Annotated in this window: 17 protein-coding genes; 2 read left to right on the top strand and 15 right to left on the bottom strand. The window is 65.1% G+C overall.

Annotation, left to right across the window (positions count from 1 at the left end; genetic code table 11):
• Positions 1 to 18 precede the first annotated feature (18 nt).
• From M2334_RS04415 to nadB, 5 genes are all read right to left on the bottom strand, one after another.
• Positions 19 to 534 (bottom strand): serine O-acetyltransferase, encoded by a 516-nt coding sequence (locus M2334_RS04415; protein WP_264571125.1) that lies wholly within the window; start codon positions 532 to 534, stop codon positions 19 to 21.
• Positions 531 to 1,571, bottom strand: a complete 1,041-nt coding sequence (locus M2334_RS04410) for a glycosyltransferase family 2 protein (protein ID WP_264604873.1) — start codon at positions 1,569 to 1,571, stop codon at positions 531 to 533. Before M2334_RS04410 ends, M2334_RS04415 begins: the two co-directional genes overlap by 4 nt.
• Positions 1,568 to 2,608 carry a glycosyltransferase family 2 protein gene (locus tag M2334_RS04405; protein ID WP_264604872.1) on the bottom strand — a complete coding sequence of 347 codons (1,041 nt, stop codon included), beginning with the start codon at positions 2,606 to 2,608 and terminating at the stop codon, positions 1,568 to 1,570. The genes M2334_RS04410 and M2334_RS04405 overlap by 4 nt, the downstream gene beginning before the upstream one ends.
• 85 nt (positions 2,609 to 2,693) lie before the next feature.
• The gene (locus M2334_RS04400; RefSeq protein WP_264593984.1) at positions 2,694 to 3,917 is read right to left on the bottom strand and encodes a class A beta-lactamase-related serine hydrolase; all 1,224 of its coding nucleotides are present in this window, start codon (positions 3,915 to 3,917) and stop codon (positions 2,694 to 2,696) included.
• A 323-nt stretch (positions 3,918 to 4,240) separates the two neighbouring features.
• Positions 4,241 to 5,845, bottom strand: a complete 1,605-nt coding sequence (gene nadB, locus M2334_RS04395) for an L-aspartate oxidase (RefSeq protein WP_181560443.1) — start codon at positions 5,843 to 5,845, stop codon at positions 4,241 to 4,243.
• Between the two features lie 228 nt (positions 5,846 to 6,073).
• Here nadB and M2334_RS04390 point away from each other — a divergent pair, with 228 nt between their 5' ends.
• Positions 6,074 to 6,742, top strand: a complete 669-nt coding sequence (locus tag M2334_RS04390) for a PEPxxWA-CTERM sorting domain-containing protein (RefSeq protein WP_264571130.1) — start codon at positions 6,074 to 6,076, stop codon at positions 6,740 to 6,742.
• Positions 6,743 to 6,831: 89 nt separating this feature from the next.
• Here the strand turns inward: M2334_RS04390 and M2334_RS04385 are convergent, their stop codons facing one another.
• The 8 genes from M2334_RS04385 to M2334_RS04350 all read right to left on the bottom strand — a co-directional run bounded on the left by M2334_RS04385 (position 6,832) and on the right by M2334_RS04350 (position 12,667).
• On the bottom strand, positions 6,832 to 7,752 hold the full coding sequence (locus M2334_RS04385; protein WP_264573451.1) for an ABC transporter ATP-binding protein: 921 nt from the start codon (positions 7,750 to 7,752) through the stop codon (positions 6,832 to 6,834).
• Positions 7,753 to 7,791: 39 nt separating this feature from the next.
• On the bottom strand, positions 7,792 to 8,490 hold the full coding sequence (locus M2334_RS04380; RefSeq protein WP_264593982.1) for an ATP12 family chaperone protein: 699 nt from the start codon (positions 8,488 to 8,490) through the stop codon (positions 7,792 to 7,794).
• A gap of 7 nt (positions 8,491 to 8,497) precedes the next feature.
• Positions 8,498 to 8,788 (bottom strand): purine permease, encoded by a 291-nt coding sequence (locus M2334_RS04375; protein ID WP_264593981.1) that lies wholly within the window; start codon positions 8,786 to 8,788, stop codon positions 8,498 to 8,500.
• Positions 8,785 to 9,444, bottom strand: coding sequence for an HAD-IA family hydrolase (locus M2334_RS04370; protein WP_264593980.1), 660 nt, complete (start codon positions 9,442 to 9,444; stop codon positions 8,785 to 8,787). The genes M2334_RS04375 and M2334_RS04370 overlap by 4 nt, the downstream gene beginning before the upstream one ends.
• Positions 9,445 to 9,580: 136 nt before the next feature.
• Positions 9,581 to 10,171: a nuclear transport factor 2 family protein gene (locus M2334_RS04365; protein ID WP_264593979.1), complete on the bottom strand. Its 591-nt coding sequence runs from the start codon at positions 10,169 to 10,171 to the stop codon at positions 9,581 to 9,583.
• A gap of 44 nt (positions 10,172 to 10,215) precedes the next feature.
• Positions 10,216 to 11,703 (bottom strand): carotenoid oxygenase family protein, encoded by a 1,488-nt coding sequence (locus M2334_RS04360; protein WP_264604871.1) that lies wholly within the window; start codon positions 11,701 to 11,703, stop codon positions 10,216 to 10,218.
• A 44-nt stretch (positions 11,704 to 11,747) separates the two neighbouring features.
• Positions 11,748 to 12,062, bottom strand: coding sequence for a hypothetical protein (locus M2334_RS04355; RefSeq protein ID WP_264604870.1), 315 nt, complete (start codon positions 12,060 to 12,062; stop codon positions 11,748 to 11,750).
• A gap of 140 nt (positions 12,063 to 12,202) precedes the next feature.
• Entirely contained in the window at positions 12,203 to 12,667 is a 465-nt protein-coding gene (locus M2334_RS04350) for a MarR family winged helix-turn-helix transcriptional regulator (RefSeq protein WP_264604869.1), read from the bottom strand.
• 260 nt (positions 12,668 to 12,927) lie between these two features.
• Between M2334_RS04350 and M2334_RS04345 the strand changes: the two genes are divergently transcribed.
• Positions 12,928 to 14,484, top strand: a complete 1,557-nt coding sequence (locus M2334_RS04345; RefSeq protein WP_264604868.1) for a carboxylesterase/lipase family protein — start codon at positions 12,928 to 12,930, stop codon at positions 14,482 to 14,484.
• A gap of 123 nt (positions 14,485 to 14,607) precedes the next feature.
• On the opposite strand, the gene M2334_RS04340 is transcribed toward M2334_RS04345, so the two are convergent.
• On the bottom strand, positions 14,608 to 15,525 hold the full coding sequence (locus M2334_RS04340) for a hypothetical protein (RefSeq protein WP_264571140.1): 918 nt from the start codon (positions 15,523 to 15,525) through the stop codon (positions 14,608 to 14,610).
• 37 nt (positions 15,526 to 15,562) lie between these two features.
• On the bottom strand, positions 15,563 to 16,567 hold the full coding sequence (locus M2334_RS04335; RefSeq protein ID WP_264604867.1) for a helix-turn-helix domain-containing protein: 1,005 nt from the start codon (positions 16,565 to 16,567) through the stop codon (positions 15,563 to 15,565).
• Between the last annotated feature and the right edge of the window lie 11 nt (positions 16,568 to 16,578).

Genomic DNA, 16,578 nt, shown 5'->3' with positions numbered 1-16,578 from the left:
GGTTGGCAAGAAAAGCGCCTAGCGGACCTTCACCACCGCCGGGACACCGACCGCGAGGGCACCGGGGGGCACATCCGTCATCACCACCGCGTTCGCGCCAATGGCGGCGCCATCGCCAATCGTCACGCGTCCCATGATCACCGCGCCGGCGCCGATGTTCACATTCCGCCCGATAATCGGGGCTTCATCCAGCCGCTGCAGGGACCGCAAGCCCAGCGTGCAGTTCTGCCGAATGATTGAGCCATCGCCAATGATGCTGGCCCCATGCACCACGATACCGCCCTGATGCTCGACGATCACGCCCCGGCCGATCGTCGCGGTGTAGGGAATCTCGATGCCATAGACATTGCGGCAATGCCGGTAGCCCCAGCGATAGATCATGCTGAGCGGCGCCCGCAGCAGCTTGGAGCGCACCGTCATGCGCCAGTTGCCGAACCGGTGCCAGAATAAGGTGCGGAAACCCGGCCGGGTCCATTCGCGCCCATGCGCCGCATAATCCTCGCGCACGAGCTGACACATGTCTTTGAAGCTCATGGCCGCGCACTCCCTTCTGCGCCCTTATATTCGATGAGGCGGGCCGGCCCTCCCCCCCGCGCGCGCAGATGATAGCGCGCCAAGCCGCCGAATTGCGCGAACTTGCCGAGCATCATCCACAGACCATAGCCCATGGCGAAGCGCAGCGGCGACCCCGCCGCGCGCTTGCGGGCCGCGATCCGCACGACCTGCGCGGGATACATCAGCACCATCACAAGCGCAGCCCAGATCAGCGGCGCCAGGCCCGACGCCAGCCCGAGCAGGATCGCGCCCAGGATGAGGAGCGGGATCATATTGCCCCACAGCAGGATGCTGTTGCGCTGGCGGCGCCAGCTCGGAAATGCCGCATCGCCATGGCGCGCGACATGCTCGGCAAAGGCATAGCCGGCCCGGCGCGCACGCAGCCATTGTTGGCGCGCATGGTGAATGTCGGCATCGTGCAGCGTCATTTCCGCGTCGATCCGCCGGACATGCCAGCCCATCCGACCAAGACGCAGGCACAGGTCAGGCTCTTCGCCGGCAATCAGGCTGCCGTCATAGCCATCGGCTTGCGACAGCGCCGCCACGCGGAACAGCACATCGCCACCACAGGCCTCGACCAGCCCAATGGGGACATTCCATTCATCGTCGCACAGCGCGTTGTAGAAGCTGGCAGCGGGGAAGCGCTCGCGACGCCGCCCGAAGACTGCGCACAGGCTCGGCTCGGCATCCAGCGCCTTTTCGGCCCGACCGATCCAGTCCGGCGCAAGTTCGCAATCGCCATCGACGAACTGAACGAAATCGAGCGTGGGATGATCCGCCAGCAGGCGGCGCCAGCCGGCATTGCGCGCACGCGCCGCAGTGAAAGGCGTCGCGACATCCAGTTCCACCACGCCGATGCCGAGGCTCTGCGCGAAGGCGATGCTGCCATCCGTCGAACCCGAATCGACATAGATCACCGCACAATCAGCCGGCGCGCTTCTGAGGCAGCGTTTCAACCGCTCGCCCTCGTTCCGGCCGATCGCCACGATGCCCGTGCGCGGCGCCACGACGCTCATGGCGCGGTCCAACCGGGCGCACGGCCCGCCGGCTCGTCCCACCGGGGGATGGAGGCGCGCCCATCCGCCCGCTTGGGCCAGAAGCCATGCCGCAAGGTCATCGACACCTCCTGCGGAACGGCATCGGCCCTCGGCCCACGCAACGGGCGCAAGGCGAGCGCCAGCGCCCGCCCGGCAAGCCACGCAAGGTTGGCACTGAACAGCCGCGCAACGCCGCCGGTGCGCACAAAATAACGCCGCCGCGCCTCAAAACGATAAGCCGGATAGGGCCGCACCGCGACCTGCGCCCCGCTCGCGACGCCCGTGGCGGCCCCGGCAATATGGATCACGCGGCTGTCCGGCACGAACCACATCTCCCAGCCCGCGCGGCCCATGCGGTGCATCAGTTCGACTTCCTCGAAATACAGGAAAAAGCCGTCGTCGAACAATCCGGTCTCTCGAAGGGCCGCACTACGAAACAGGACGCTGGCACCGGTGAGCCAGTCTGCCATGACAGGCGCGTCACCCTCGACCAAAGTCGGCGCAATGCCGAGCATCGTTCCGAGCTTGGCCATGCCGCATCCCCGGACGAACTCCCGGCCCGGCGTCGGGAAGCGAAAGGCGGAGCCCGCCAGCGCGCCATCAGGCTCCAACAAGCGACTGCAAACGGCCCCGGCGCGCGGGCGCGCGTGCATGGCCTCCAGCAAGGCCGTGATCGCGCCGGGCTGGACCAGCGTGTCGGGATTGAGCACATGAATGAAGGCCGGCGGCGCGGGGCGCTGGAACAGCCGCAACATCGCCTGATTATTGGCCCAGCCAAAGCCGCCATTGCGCTCCAGCGGCAGCACCGTGACCCAATCCCGCCACTCAGGTTGAGCGAAATGCCCGGTGAGCTTCTCTGCCGACCCGTCAGCCGAGCCACCGTCAACCACGATGACCTCGAACGGCCCTGCCTGTGCTCGTTCCGCAACGAGCGAGTCCACACAACGGATCACATAATCCGCCGTCCGGTAATTGACGATGACGATCGCGAGATCGGAAGGAGAAGTGGCAGGCATGTCGGTTCCGATAAGGCATCATGGCCGGCGCGGTCGACGCCGCCCCGCCCCGCTCTTAGCGGCATTTCCTAAACGAAAACTATGGTCAGCGCGCGGCGCTGTAGCGGGCGCCGCCCTGATGCAGGGTGCCGACCGCGCGGGAGACCGCCTGCATCAGCTCCCAACGCTGTGGAATGCCCACCGTTGTCTCGCCGATCATCACCGCAATCGCATAGCTCGAGCCATCCGGCGCGGTCATGATGCCGACATCATTATAGCCAGTCGAGCGCGGCGCCAGATCCTGCCCGGTGCCGGTCTTGTGGAGATAGGTCCAGCCCGCCGGAACCCCGGCCTTGATCCGCTGCGGGCCGGTCTTGGCGCGCTCCATCGTCGCCAGCAATATTTGCGTCGAGGATGGCGAGAGCATCTCGCCTTTCTGGAGTCGTGCCAGCGCCCCCACGATGGCCAGCGGCGCCGCGCCATCGGGCGGATCGGCCAGATAGCTGTCGAGCGCCCGCTCGCGCACAGAGCGCGGCAGGTTGGACCGCGCGGCATAGAAATTGCGCCCGGCGGACATGTTCTGCGACCAGGTCAGCCCGGCCGTCTGGCTCTGCAACAGCCGCTCGCCGGGGCCGAACCTGATGCTGTCCGTTCCGATGAACCGCCGCGCCAGATAGCTGCGCACGGCGTCCGGCCCGCCAACGGTGCGCAGCACCGAATCGTTCGCGGTATTGTCACTCTGCGTCATCGCCCGCTCGAACAGGCTGCGCAGCGAGGTGGTATAACCCTGCTCGCTATTCACCAGCGCCGCGATGGGCTGATGGAAGAGCGTCAGGTCGGACGGACGGATGGTGACATCCCGGTCCAGCGTCAGCTTGCCGCGGTCCACGGCATCGAGCATGGTCATCGCCACCCACAGCTTGGAGACGCTCTGCTGCGGGAACAGCAGATCGCCATTGTGCGAGACGGTCCACCCCGCATCCACGCTCTGCACCGCGATGCCGACCTTGCCATTGAACTGGCGCCCCAGCGCCTGAATGCTGGCGACCAGCGCGGGCGGCGCCGCCGTGACCGGCACGCGCGGCGTGGGAACGGCATTGCGATTGGGCAGCCAGGGCGCGCTCACCGTGCCGCCGCGCTGCACCCGCTGAACGGCGGCCTGCTGCGGGACCGGCTGCACGACTTCACGCGGCGGCGCGTAGCGGACGGCGGGCTGCGCCGGCGCCGCGATCCGCGCGCTTGGATGTGTCGATGACGGAATGGCGGTGCACGAACTCGCCAATGCGAGCACCGCGAGCGCCGCCGACAATGGCCCCAGACCCTGCCTCACGCGCTGAAATCTTCCTTGCCGAACATAGGGATATACTGACCGAGCCCTGCGCATAATTCCAGAACGAAGCGATCAGTTGCGGTGTACCGAATCCCTTTTGCGACAAAGTGAGGATGTAGCGGGAACAAGCGCTGCCCTAATTATTGCAAACCGCAACGGTTTGATCTCTGTCAAAGCGCGCACTGCCGGCATCGCCCATAAACATCTTGACGCGACGATCCGCAGTCGAAGCGTTGAAGGCAGCTCTGCTGTTTTCCCTCCTAGTCAGAACCTCAGGGCGCGACGGCCTGGCCATCGCGCCCTTTTTTTTGTTCATTCTGACGTCAGGGCACCAGCACCGTGTCGACAGCCTCCGGCAGCATATCGGGATGATCGAGCGTGTAATGCAGGCCGCGGCTTTCCTTGCGCTTGAGCGCGCTGCGAATGATCAGCCGGGCGACTTCGAGCAGGTTGCGCAGCTCGATAAGGTCGGACGTCACGCGGAAATTGCCGTAATAGTCATCGACTTCGCGCGCGAGCAGATCGGCGCGGTGCTGCGCCCGCTCCAGCCGCTTGGTCGAGCGGACGATGCCGACATAATCCCACATGAACCGGCGGATTTCCTTCCAGTTATGGGTCACGACGACTTCCTCGTCGCTGTCCGTCACACGGCTTTCGTCCCACGCCCGGATCGGCGGCGGCGCGGGGAGATCGGCCCATGTCGCCCGGATGTGATTGGCAGCCGCCTCGCCGAAGACGAAGCATTCGAGCAACGAGTTAGAGGCCAGGCGATTGGCGCCATGCAGGCCGCTTTCCGTCACCTCACCCGCCGCATAGAGGCCCGGCAGATCAGTGCGCCCGTCGAGGTCGATCACCACGCCGCCGCAGGTGTAATGCTGGGCCGGCACCACTGGGATCGGCTCCTTGGTGATGTCGATGCCCAGGCTCAGCAGCCGCGCATAGATGGTCGGGAAATGCTCCTTGATGAACTCGGGCGGCTGGTGGCTGATGTCGAGATGGACATAATCCAGCCCAAGCCGCTTGATTTCATGGTCGATGGCGCGGGCCACGACATCGCGCGGCGCGAGTTCACCGCGCGGATCGAACCGGTCCATGAACCGCTCGCCGCCGCCGGGCACGCCCGCGGGCAGTTTGAGCTTGCCGCCCTCGCCCCGCATCGCCTCGGTAATCAGGAAGTTCTTGACCTCCAGATTGTAAAGGCAGGTCGGATGGAACTGCATCATCTCCATGTTGGACACGCGGCAACCGGCCCGCCAGGCCATGGCAATCCCGTCCCCGGTCGCGCCACGCGGTGCAGTCGAGAACAGATAGGTGCGGCCTGCCCCGCCAGTCGCGAGGATCGTGGCACGACCCACAAAGGCTTCCACACGCCCGGCCTTGCTGTCGAGCGCATAGACACCCCACACCCGGCCATCGCCGGAATAGCGCTCGCCATGACGGGAGGTGATGAGGTCGATCGCGACCATATTCTCCATCAGGGTGATGTTGGGATTGGCGCGCGCGGCCGCCATCAGCGCGACCTGCACCGCATGGCCGGTCGCATCATCGACATGCACGATGCGGCGGTGCGAATGTCCGCCCTCGCGCGTGAGATGCCAGCGCTCGCCAAAGGCCTCGCCCGCGTTGAACGGCACGCCCAGCGCCGCCAGCCGCTCGATCGCGGCAGGCGCTTCTGATACGACGAACTCCACCGTCGCCCGGTCGTTCAGCCCGGCGCCAGCGACCATGGTATCCTCGACATGCGCCGCAAAGCTGTCCCCGCCATCGAGCACCGCCGCGATGCCGCCCTGCGCCCAGTTGGTCGATCCGGAATCGAGCGCGCCCTTGGCAAGCACCAGCACCTTGTGCGTCTGCGCCAGGTTAATGGCGGCAGTCAGGCCGGCCGCGCCCGATCCGATGATGATGATGTCATGCGTGGAAATGGTCATGCACAAAGTCCCGAGCGGCCGCGTGGTGGAATGGCGCGCAATGCCGTGTCCTAGCCTGCGCGCGGCGCTTTGCAATGCGGCAGCTCGTAATAGACTGATCGAGAACGATCTTTCCGATTATTTGGCGGAAACTCAAGGGAAGATAGTTAACGAAGAGGAAATATATCGCGAAATGGAGTACAAAGCCTCGTGTGACGCCTTGTGCGTTTACGTGTGGGAGAAAAGATCATGAAATCACTTTATTTTCTTGGGACGGCTGTTGCGCTCGCCTTGACTGGCCCCGCCATGGCGGCCAATCTCGTCACCAATGGTGGCTTCGAGTCGGGGAGCTTCAGCGGCTGGTCGTTGAGCAATGTCGGCGGCGGCACGGCTCCGGTCGTGATCGCTTATGGTCAGGGCTCGGGCTACCCGACCGGTGCCTATGGCGAATCCATTCCCGCCCCGGCCGGCGGCGGCACCTATGGCGCCTATTTCTCGTCCGACACGGCCAATCCTGACTCGCTCTCGCAGAGCGTGAACGTGGTTGCCGGCGTGAGCTACTATCTGTCGTTCGATTACTTCGTGCCGCTGAATGGCTATGGCAATCCGTTCGACGCCTCGCTCCAGTTCCTGATCGACGACGTGCCGGCCGGGCTGAGCCTCACGGCGGGCAGCGTGAGCGGCACCACGCCGCAGACCTGGTACACCTTCACGACGCAGTTCACCGCGACGAACAGCGGCCCGGCCAATCTGAAGTTCAATTTCTTCGGTGACGGCAGCACGGCAGCCGACTTCGTGGTCGACAATGTGTCGATGGCTGCGGTTCCCGAGCCGGCGACCTGGGCTCTCATGATCGGTGGCTTCGCGCTCGCCGGCATGCAGCTGCGTCGTCGTCGGGTTTCGACCAGCTTCGCCTGAGCCTCGCTCAGTCTGAACACATGAAAGGCCGCCGGTGCAAATCGACGGCCTTCATTTTGCGCATCATGCCTGACGCGTGAGAGATTTCTTCAACCGTCCGCGCGGGTGAGAGTCAGGAAGACGTCTTCAAGGTCGGGGTCGTGCGTGGAGACGTCCACGATGCTGTAGCCCTGCGCCTGCACGACATTGAGCACATCGCCCGCCGTGGCCTTGTCCTTGAGATAGGTGATCTTGAGGCTCCGCGCGTCGGACCGCTCGACCCGCTCGAACCGGTCATGCGCGGGCAGCGTGCCGAGATCGCGGTCGACGGTGACTTCCACCACCTTTTCCCGCGCCATGCCGACCAATTCGCGCGTCGGCTTGTCCGCGATCAGCCGGCCGTGATTGATGATCGCGATGCGATCGCACAGCTCCTCGGCTTCCTCCAGATAGTGCGTCGTGAGCACGATGGTCACGCCCTGCGCGTTGAGCGAGCGGACATAGGACCACAGCTGCTGGCGCAGTTCGATGTCCACGCCTGCCGTCGGCTCGTCCAGCACGAGGATCGGCGGGGCATGGACCATCGCCTTGGCGACCATCAGCCGCCGCTTCATGCCGCCCGACAGCGTGCGCGAATAAGCCGATGCCTTGTCCTCGAGATGCACCGCGCGCAGCAGGTCCATCGAGCGCCGCTCCGCCTTGGGCACGCCATAATAGCCGGCCTGGTTTTCCAGCGTTTCCAGCGGCGTGAAGAAAGGATCGAACAGGATTTCCTGATTGACGATGCCGATCGAGAGCCGCGCGTTGCGCGCATCCTTGTCGATGTCGAACCCCCAGATCCGCGCCGTGCCGCTGGTCTTGTTGACCAGCCCGGCGAGGATGTTGATCATCGTCGACTTGCCAGCGCCATTGGGGCCCAGCAGTCCGTAGATGCTGCCGCGCGGCACGGTGAGGTTCACGCCGTCCAGCGCGCGCTTGCCGCCCTTGTAGGTCTTGCAGAGATCCTGAATTTCGAGAGCGGCTTGCGTCATGGTTCGCGCCCTAGACCAAATCGCGGATCAAGGGAACGCTCAGCGCTCGGCCGCCAGCGCGCAATAGCGCGCCGCGTTGAGGAAATCAGCGCGACGACGTGCGAGCCGCGCGCTCTCTTCAGCATCCTCGCCCCATTGCTCGGCCTGCCAGGCCTCGTCCAGGCTCGCCGCCGCGAACAGATCCTCCGCCGACAGCCTGCCTTCCATCAGCGCCAGCGAACCCACCAGCGTGCCGCTGATCTGCACGAGCGTGGCGAAGCCAGCCAGCAGCCACGGATCGAGCGCCTCGACGGCGGCGCGCAGGCCCGCCAATGTCAGCGCCGGCTGATCCACCGGGATGATGCCCTGCGTGACCACGAAGGCGATGCCAAAGCGCTCGCTCGCCCAATCCAGCAAGGGCTGCCATTGGGCTTCCTGCCGCGCGATCAGCGTCTGCGGTCCATCGGCGCGGTAGCAGAGCAGATCGCTTTCGGCATAAGCGGCCACCTGCCCGCGAAAGTCGCCCAGCGCCGGCAGCACACGGTCGATCGTCGCATTGGCAAAGCCGGTCATCGGCATGGTGGCGGGGTCGATCTTCTCGCCTTGCCCGTTCCATTCCTCGGCAATCGCCTGCGCCAGCGCCGCACCGGGCACGACCAGCAGTGCGCGCGCGGGCGTGCGCACCGCGCGCCCGTCCAGCCCGATGGACCAGCCGTCCTCGCTCGCAATCACCTGCGCGGAAGTCCAGAAGCGTTTCATGTCGGGCCTAGCCCTTGTCCTTCGGCGTCGCGAACACGCGCGCTAGCATCCGGGGCACGATGAGAAACTGGATGAAGCCGACGGTGGAGACGATCACGCCCATCCACTTCGCCTTGTCGCCCTGCACCCAATCGAACCGCTCCAGCGAGATTGCCATGCCGAACAGCAGGATGAACGCGCCGGACAGCCGGAACAGGCCGATCGCGTAAAAGCGCTGCTTGGCTGCCGCCGCTCGGCGGGTCTGCGCTGCGGCGTCGGACGGGTTCGGACCGGCGCTCTTGGGTGTCGTCTCTGTCATGAAAGGCCGATATGGCGCGCCAGCTCGGCACTGTCCATGGCCACGGATGCGGCTCCGGCCTCGATCAGCTCTTCGGCGCGATGATAGCCCCAGGCGACGCCCAGCGCCTGGACCCCGGCCGCCCGCGCCATCAGCATATCGAAGCTGGTATCGCCGATCATGACAGCGCTGGCCCGCTCGACGCCCGCCTCGGCAAGCGCCGCGCCGATCATCGCGGGGTCCGGCTTGGAGGGATTGCGATCCGCCGTCTGCAGCGAGATGAAGCGCTTGGCCATGCCATGATGCTCGAGCAGCAGCCGCAAGCCCCGCTCCGATTTGCCGGTGGCGATGGCGAGCAGCCAGCCTTGCGCTTCGAGCCGATCCAGCAGATCGGCGATGCCCGGGTACAGCGGCTCGCGCAGCCCGCCAGAGGCGCGCAGATGCTGAAAGCGCAGCTTATAATGGTCGCAAATTTCGTCGCGCAGCGCCTCGGAGCCATCGGGCACCAGCCGGGCAATCGCATAAGGCAAGGAGAGGCCCACGACCGAGAGGCACTGCTGGCGGTCGGGCGGCACCAGCGACACCGCGCGAAACGCGCCATCCATGGCCTCGACGATGCTGTGCTGGCTATCGACCAGCGTTCCATCGCAATCGAAAATGGCAAGACGCAGGCTCATGACAGGCGAGGCATCCGGATCAGGCGGGTGTGGCTGGACGGGCAGACCGTCCAGCCGCCCGTGCCAGACGCGCCCGAGGCACGCAAGGCCAGCGATTGCTGCCCTTGCGGGCACCGCGCACGCTCAACACAGCCGGTCAGTCCGCCTGACGCGGGTCCCTCTCGCCCAGCTCGGGGTAGAAAAGCGCCCGATTATGGCGGGATTCGTTAAACACCGCGCGCTTGGAAAACAGCCATTTGCCGTCTTCCTTCACATAATCCTCGATGACATGGCCGAAATAGAGCACCTGCACGTCCGTCTGCGGCGTGTTGTTGGTCAGCGCGAACCAATAGACGCGGCCAGACGCGGTCTTGCCGTCCGGGTTCACCGTAATGTCGTGGTTGAGCACATAATGGCGCGTGCGCGGCTGCGAACCGGCGTCCGCCGGAATCGTCGCCTTCTTCGCGATCTGGGCGCGCCACTCCTCGATCGCCTTGCGGATCGCTTCGCGGCCATGTTCCACCCCGCCAATCCAGTCCAGCACGCCATCACTGGCGAAGCTCTCGGCATAGGTCTCGGCATCCCGCGCGTCGGACGCGATCATGAGCCGGTTCGACAGGTTGACGATCTCGGCGCGCGCGACCGCATAGTCCTCCGCCGAAAGGCTCTGCGCCTGGGCATTACCGGTCATGACCAGCCCCATCGCTACGGCCGTCAAAGCCAGGCACCGCAGTCTCGTCATGGCCATATCTCTCTCCTCCTGTTTTTGCAGCCTCAAGGGCCTCGCTCTCATCACGCATCGATGCCTCCTGCTTTTGGAAATGGCGCCAGTTCGTCCGGCCGAACCCAGATGCCGTGAACCTGCGGACCTGCGCGGAACGGCAGGATCACGCGGGCGATGTCGCCCTCCTCCAGCCGCTGCGCATCGGCAATGATCAGCTCGGAGCGCATCTCCGCATAATTGGAAGCCGTGCCGATTAGATAGCCGTCGCCCTCCGGCGCATCGGCACTGCGCGGAATGAAGGTGCATTCCTGCAGGCTGTGCGTATCGCCGGGGAAATAGCGATCGACCTTGTTCGTATGGAGATCGAACCGGGCATAGCTGTTCGTCACGCGCCCGCGCAGATTGCCTGCCCGCGCCTCGTCGAACGGCCGGGTCGGGTCGGTAAATCCCGTGAAGCAATAGCGGTTTTCCTGCGTCAGATAGCGCGGATCGATCCGCCCCAGATCGCCGATGGGCAGCGGGAACAGAATCTCCTCCTCCCAGCTATCCTTCTTGGAATTCAGGTCGAAGGTCAGGCGGCGCACATAGGCCTTGGCCCGCGTCGGGTCCCAGGGCGAGCCATCGACATTAGGGAAGAAGGGGAAGAAATTGGAATCGTAGAAGGGGGCGTAGAGCACCACCTTGTTGCCGATGGTCTGCGCGTTGAACGTGTGCATCATGCACCGTTCCGGGCCTTTGAACCAGCGGATGTCCTTGCCGTTGCCATCGCGCGGCATGATGCCGATGTAGCTGTCCTTGCTGCGGTCCCACCCCCAGTGAACCTTGCCTTCGCGCAAGCGCTCCATGCTGGTGACATAGCCGCCGAACGGGAAGAGGATGTGCTTCTCGGTCAAGGCAATGTCATGCATCACCGAGACATAGGGCACCTCGAACCGGGTCTCGCGCGTCACCCGGCCCGCCTTGTCCATCGCGTAGACCAACACGTCCCTGGAGGCCGGCCCCGTCGCCTCATAGCCATAAGCGATCATCTCGCCGGTGAACGGGTCGATCTTGGGATGCGCCGTGAAGGTCTGGCTCTTGTACTTGCCGTCGAAATCCCACGCGCCGATCGTGTCCAGCGTCACCGGATCGATCTGCTGGGGCAGCGAATCCTCCTTGAGCGTGAACAGCTTGCCGCCATGCACCAGCGGGGTGGTGTTGGACACGGTGCCGTCGATACCCTGCACGCTGGGATCGTCGGTAAAGCGATTGCGATAATAACCAAAGAGTTGCCGGCCCGCCTTGAGATTGGCCTGGAAGCGCGGCGTGCGGACGAACTTTCCCTTGTAAGAGACGCGCCCATCCTTGAACCGGAAGGTGCTGACATAACCGTCGGTATGCAGCATCGCATCGTCCGGCTTGCTCGGCGGATAATACCATTCACCGCCCAAGCGCACGAAGGTGCCGACCAGATCGGCGGGCAGTGTGCCCTGCACTTCGCATTCGAGAATCTCGGCATCGTAGCGCTGCGGGGAAAAGAAGCCGCGCTTGGCCGGATCAGAAGAAAAATCGACCACTTGAACCTCCGGTCAAGGGCCGCCGTGCATGCCGGCAGACCCGTTCAGACATAACAATTCACTCTGCGCAGCATCTCGTCGGACAGCGGCTCCAGGCCCTCGCCGCTGCGGCACCCGTGCGGCGGGTGCCAGGGCGCGGCACGGCCGGTGCGGTCCAGCCACGGTTCGTTAGAATGGAAGGACAGCACGGCATCCATGCGGGTGGGTCCGCTCGCGCGCGCCAGCACGGCGGAGCCGCCCGCGCCGATCAGCAAGGCGCCGACGCAGGCCCCGCGCAACATCTGGCGGCGGCTGGCCAGAAGCCCCAGTTCATGCGCCAACCGGGGACGATGCGCCCGATTGTCCGACTCCACCGACACGTGCTGCTCTCCTGCAATTGCACATGATCGTTAGAAGAGCCGGCCCCGCGGGGCTTTACTGGCGACGCATCGTGCTTTGCATTGCCGGGAACAAAGTGCAGGCAGGCGAACGGCCTTGCGCCGCGTCCGGCAGCGGACGATCAACCGAACCGGCGCAAGAGCTCGCAAAGTTGGGCGACCCGCTCCTGCCCGATGCGCGCGTCGAAATGCGCCTCATAGGCATCATGGCAGCGCCGCAGCTCGGCCAGGAAATCCGTACCCGCCGCCGTCATCCGCAGCAGGCGCACGCGACGATCCGCTTCGCTCACCTCCCGCGCCACGAAGCCGCGCTTGACCAGATCGTCGAGAAGGCGCGTCATATTGTTGGAGGTGATGCCCATGATCTCAGAGAGGTCGCCGGGCGCGCAACCGGGATTGCTGTGGATCAGCAGGAGGACGGAATAAGCGCTCGGCGTCACGTCCGTGCCGGCGAAGAACTTGTTGAACGTCGTCGAGGCATCGCGCCAGGCCGCATGGAGCAAAAAGCCGAAGGTGTGCTCCAGCCCGGCCAACTGGAAGCCCCTCTCTTTCAGCTGCTCTGTTCGTTCCACCGCCGCCTCGCTCATGTCCGCTCCAGCCTTGGCGCGGGCGATGCGCCCTGTCGACCCTCATGCGCGCGCGCCGGCCATCTTCCGCCGCGCAGTTCACCGGCAGACGAACAAGAGTTCCCTGTCCGCAAATTGCGAGCGGGCCGGAGTTCCTAGAATGAGGCGAACCAGAGGAGCCTGCCATGCCCGCTCACCCCGGCGTCAGCAGACGAACGGCATTGAAAGCCGTCTTTGCTGCCACGACCGCTCCCGCCATCATTCTGCCAAAGGCTTTTGCGATGACATCATCCGAACCGATTGCCGACACGCAATATGGGCGCCTGCGCGGCCGCCTCGAAGGCGATGTGATGGCGTTTCGCGGCATTCGCTATGCGCGGGCCGAGCGCTTCCGCCCGCCCGTCGCGCCGGAGGGCTGGACGGGCATTACCGATGCGCTCGCATTCGGGGCCAGCGCACCGCAATCCAACCCCAATCCGCCGCCCGGCCCGCCTTATGTCATCCTTGCGCAACTGCCGCGCCCGGCCAATGCGCCGCCCGCACCCCCGCCGGTCCCGGAATCGGAGGACTGCCTGTTCCTGAACATCTGGACCAGCGGCCTGCGCGATGGCGGCAAGCGCCCGGTGATGGTCTCGCTTCATGGCGGCTTCTTTTATGGCGGCTCAGGCTCGGCGGTGGACGGCAGCAAGCTCGCGGCGCGCGGCGATGTCGTATTCGTCAGCCTCAACCATCGCCTCAATGCCTTTGGCTACACCCACCTCGCCGGCCTGACGGAGAGCGACGAATTCGCGCACGCCGGCAATGCAGGGATGCAGGACATTATCGCCGCGCTCGGCTGGATCCGCGACAATATCGAGAATTTCGGCGGCGACCCGGCGCGCATCATGGTGTTCGGCACCTCCGGCGGCGGGATGAAGACCAGCTTCCTGATGAGCAGCCCCGCCGCGCAGGGTCTCATCCACCGTGCCGGCGTGCAGAGCGGCCCGGCGCTGCGCTTCATGGAGCGGGAGGATGCGGCGGCCGCGACGGACCGGCTGCTGCACCGGTTGAACATCCCGCGCGACGACTGGCAAAGCCTGCTCACCCTGCCCGTGCAGACCCTGCTTGCAGGCTATCATGCGGTGGCGGACGATTTGAAGCCGCGCAACTTCACGCATCTGCCCTGTTTCGCGCCGGTGCTCGATCCGCTGTTGCTCCCGCGACACCCCTTCTCGCCCCGCGCGGCGCCGCTTACCAACGCCATCCCGATGCTCATCGGCTGCAATGCGCAGGAAATGAGCTTCTTCTGGGGCAATGATCCCGGCGCCTTCACGCTGGACGAGGCCGGCCTCGAGACCCGCTCCCAGGCAGTCCTCGACGACCGCACTGGGACAGTCCTCAGCCGCTACCGGCAGGCCTATCCCGAGGCCACGCCGAGCCGGCTCTTCCTCCAGTTGTTCAGCGACTATTCCATCCAGGCACCGATCATCGCGCAGGCCGAGCGCAAGGAAGGCGCGCCCGCCTTCATGTACCGGCTCGATTATCAGAGCCCCGCGCTCGGCGGTAAGCTGGGCGCCCTTCACACCATGGAGACGCCGTTCATCCTCAACACGCCGCAATCCGCCCGTGCCCTGCTGGGCGAGGGCGACGCCCCGGCCATGCTCGCGGCCAAGATGAGCAGCGCCTGGGTCGCCTTTGCCACCAATGGCGATCCCAATGATCAGGCGAGCGGATTGCCGCACTGGCCGGCCTATGAGCGGAGCACCCGCGCGACGATGCTGTTCGACCAGTCGTGCCGCGTGGAGCCCGACGCAGGCGGGCTCGCGCGCGAGATCATGGGCGATCTGGTGGAAGGCTAGGCACGCGGGGACCGTAAGGACATTCTACCCGTTCGTCCTGAGTAGCCGCTGAGCTTGTCGAAGCGGCGTATCGAAGGGTCGGCCCTTCGATACGATGCTTCGATACGCCTCTTAGGTCCGCGCCTACTTCCCGTTGCCCGGCCCCCAGGGCGACGTCGCATTATAGGGCGCCGTGATGAACGTGGCTTCCACCCCGGTAATCATGCCGCCCTGGATCTTGAACATTTCCAGCAGCGCCCAGCTATGCGGCTCACGGAAGATGGATCGACGCGGCGTGCCGTCGGTCAGGGTGTAATCGGCCAGAACGCCCTTGTGATCGATGAAGCCGCGGAACAAGGAAATGCCCCGCTCCTCATCGACGAGGATCGGCACCCGCCTGACCTTATTGTTGAAGGCATAGCGACCCAGTCGGAAATCCTTCTCGATGTCGCCGAAGATCATGCCGTTTTCGTAGCGGATCGCATCGGGCGCAAAGCGCGTGTTGCGGATTTCGCCGATGTTATTCTCCAGCGTCTGGAAGTAGCCGTCGCCCAGGCTCAACAATTCCTCACGGCTATTGCGGCGCGCCTGAGGGACCGGCGCTGCACGGTCGGCGGGGCGCATGAAATCCTTGGGCTCCGCAAACGGCGTCGGCGGCGAGCTCAGGTTGCGCTTGGTCGAGAGCATATGCTCGACCTCGGTAATCTTCCGGTTCTCGATCTTCAGCCGGACGGCGAGATAGCCGGGAATTTCGCTCTGGTTGATGGCCATGAACGCAGCGGCCTGCCCGGTCTGCGGGTCGGAGAGCGTCAGCGCCGTGCCGACTTCCTCCGTCACAGTATCCCAACTCGCATCGGGAAACGCCATCTCGATATTGTTTTCCGTGAAGCGCACATGATCGGCAAAGGGCGCAGCCGAGACATCATGGGCGAGATAGGCCGCCCGATATTGCCCCATAATCTCTTCCAGGCAGGCTTTGTCGCAGCCAGCCTCGGCCTGCACCGCGCCACTCGACATCGCCATCATCATCAATGCTCCCACACGCGCCAGAACCAACCGCATCACACCCTCCACTCGATCGGCTGTCAGCCTAGCATCGTCACGCCCCCGCGCTTGTCGGGGTGGACACGCGCGTTTTGTCCGTGCGTGAACCGGCATCCAGCATCTGCGCGCGGTACGTCTTGGGCGCGGTGCCGAATTTTTCCCGGAAGGCGCGGCTGAAATGCGCGGAACTGCTAAAGCCGTTCTCGAAGGCGATCTGCGTCAGCGTCGTCTGCGCCGCCTTGGGCGACGCCAGCGCGGCGCGGCAGCTTTCAAGCCGCGTTCCCCAGATATACTCGCTGATCGTCTCGTCGCCATTGAAGACCTTGTGCACATAGCGCTTCGAGCACTTCATCGCCTGGGCGATCATATCCACGGATAGAGCGGGATTGCCGACGTTCCGCCGCACAAACGCACGGATGCGGTCCTGGGTGAGTTCGCGCATCGGCGCCACGTCGCTGCCCAGCCGCTGCTCGTGCAGCAGCATGCGCATGAAATCGACCATCGTCTCGCCAAGATCGGCATCGAGCCGGTCGTCCGTCTCGGCGGTGGTGGTAATCGCGCTATGCAGGCAGGCCTGCAGCATCCGTGCGATACCGCCCCCGACCTGCAGCGCACCGGGCAGTCGGGCAATTGCGTCCTGCTCATGGCGCGCCAGCCGGCCGAGCGGTAGTTGCAGCGCCAGCTTGCGCGAGGCTTCCAGATGCGTCGCCACATAGGGATATCGCCCGTCGCTCACAGACCATTGCCCGGCCCGCACGATATGTTCGCCATGGCGGGTCGAGACGATTGTCGAGCCGCGGTGCTGAAACCAGATGCGGACATGCGGATCGCCTTCACCTGCGGCAATCAGGCGCCGCGTCCACGCCGCGCGATGCGGGGATGTGTCGAGCCGAAACACTTTGGTATCGCCGAGCGCCCGCCGGACGACGACGCCCTGAAAAACGTGGTCCTCGATCCGGTCGGCTTCTACCCCGCCGATAGCCGCGGCGCCGGCATTCCAGAACCCCAGCCGGTCGCGGTCTGGGATGTCCTCAGTCGAGACTCTGCGCGCTGCGCCCACTGCCCTCTCCC

The organism is Sphingobium sp. B11D3D (assembly GCF_025961755.1).
Classification (GTDB): Bacteria; Pseudomonadota; Alphaproteobacteria; order Sphingomonadales; family Sphingomonadaceae; genus Sphingobium.
The sequence above is the reverse complement of the archived record's forward strand: the minus strand, read 5'-3'. Positions and strand labels throughout refer to the sequence as shown.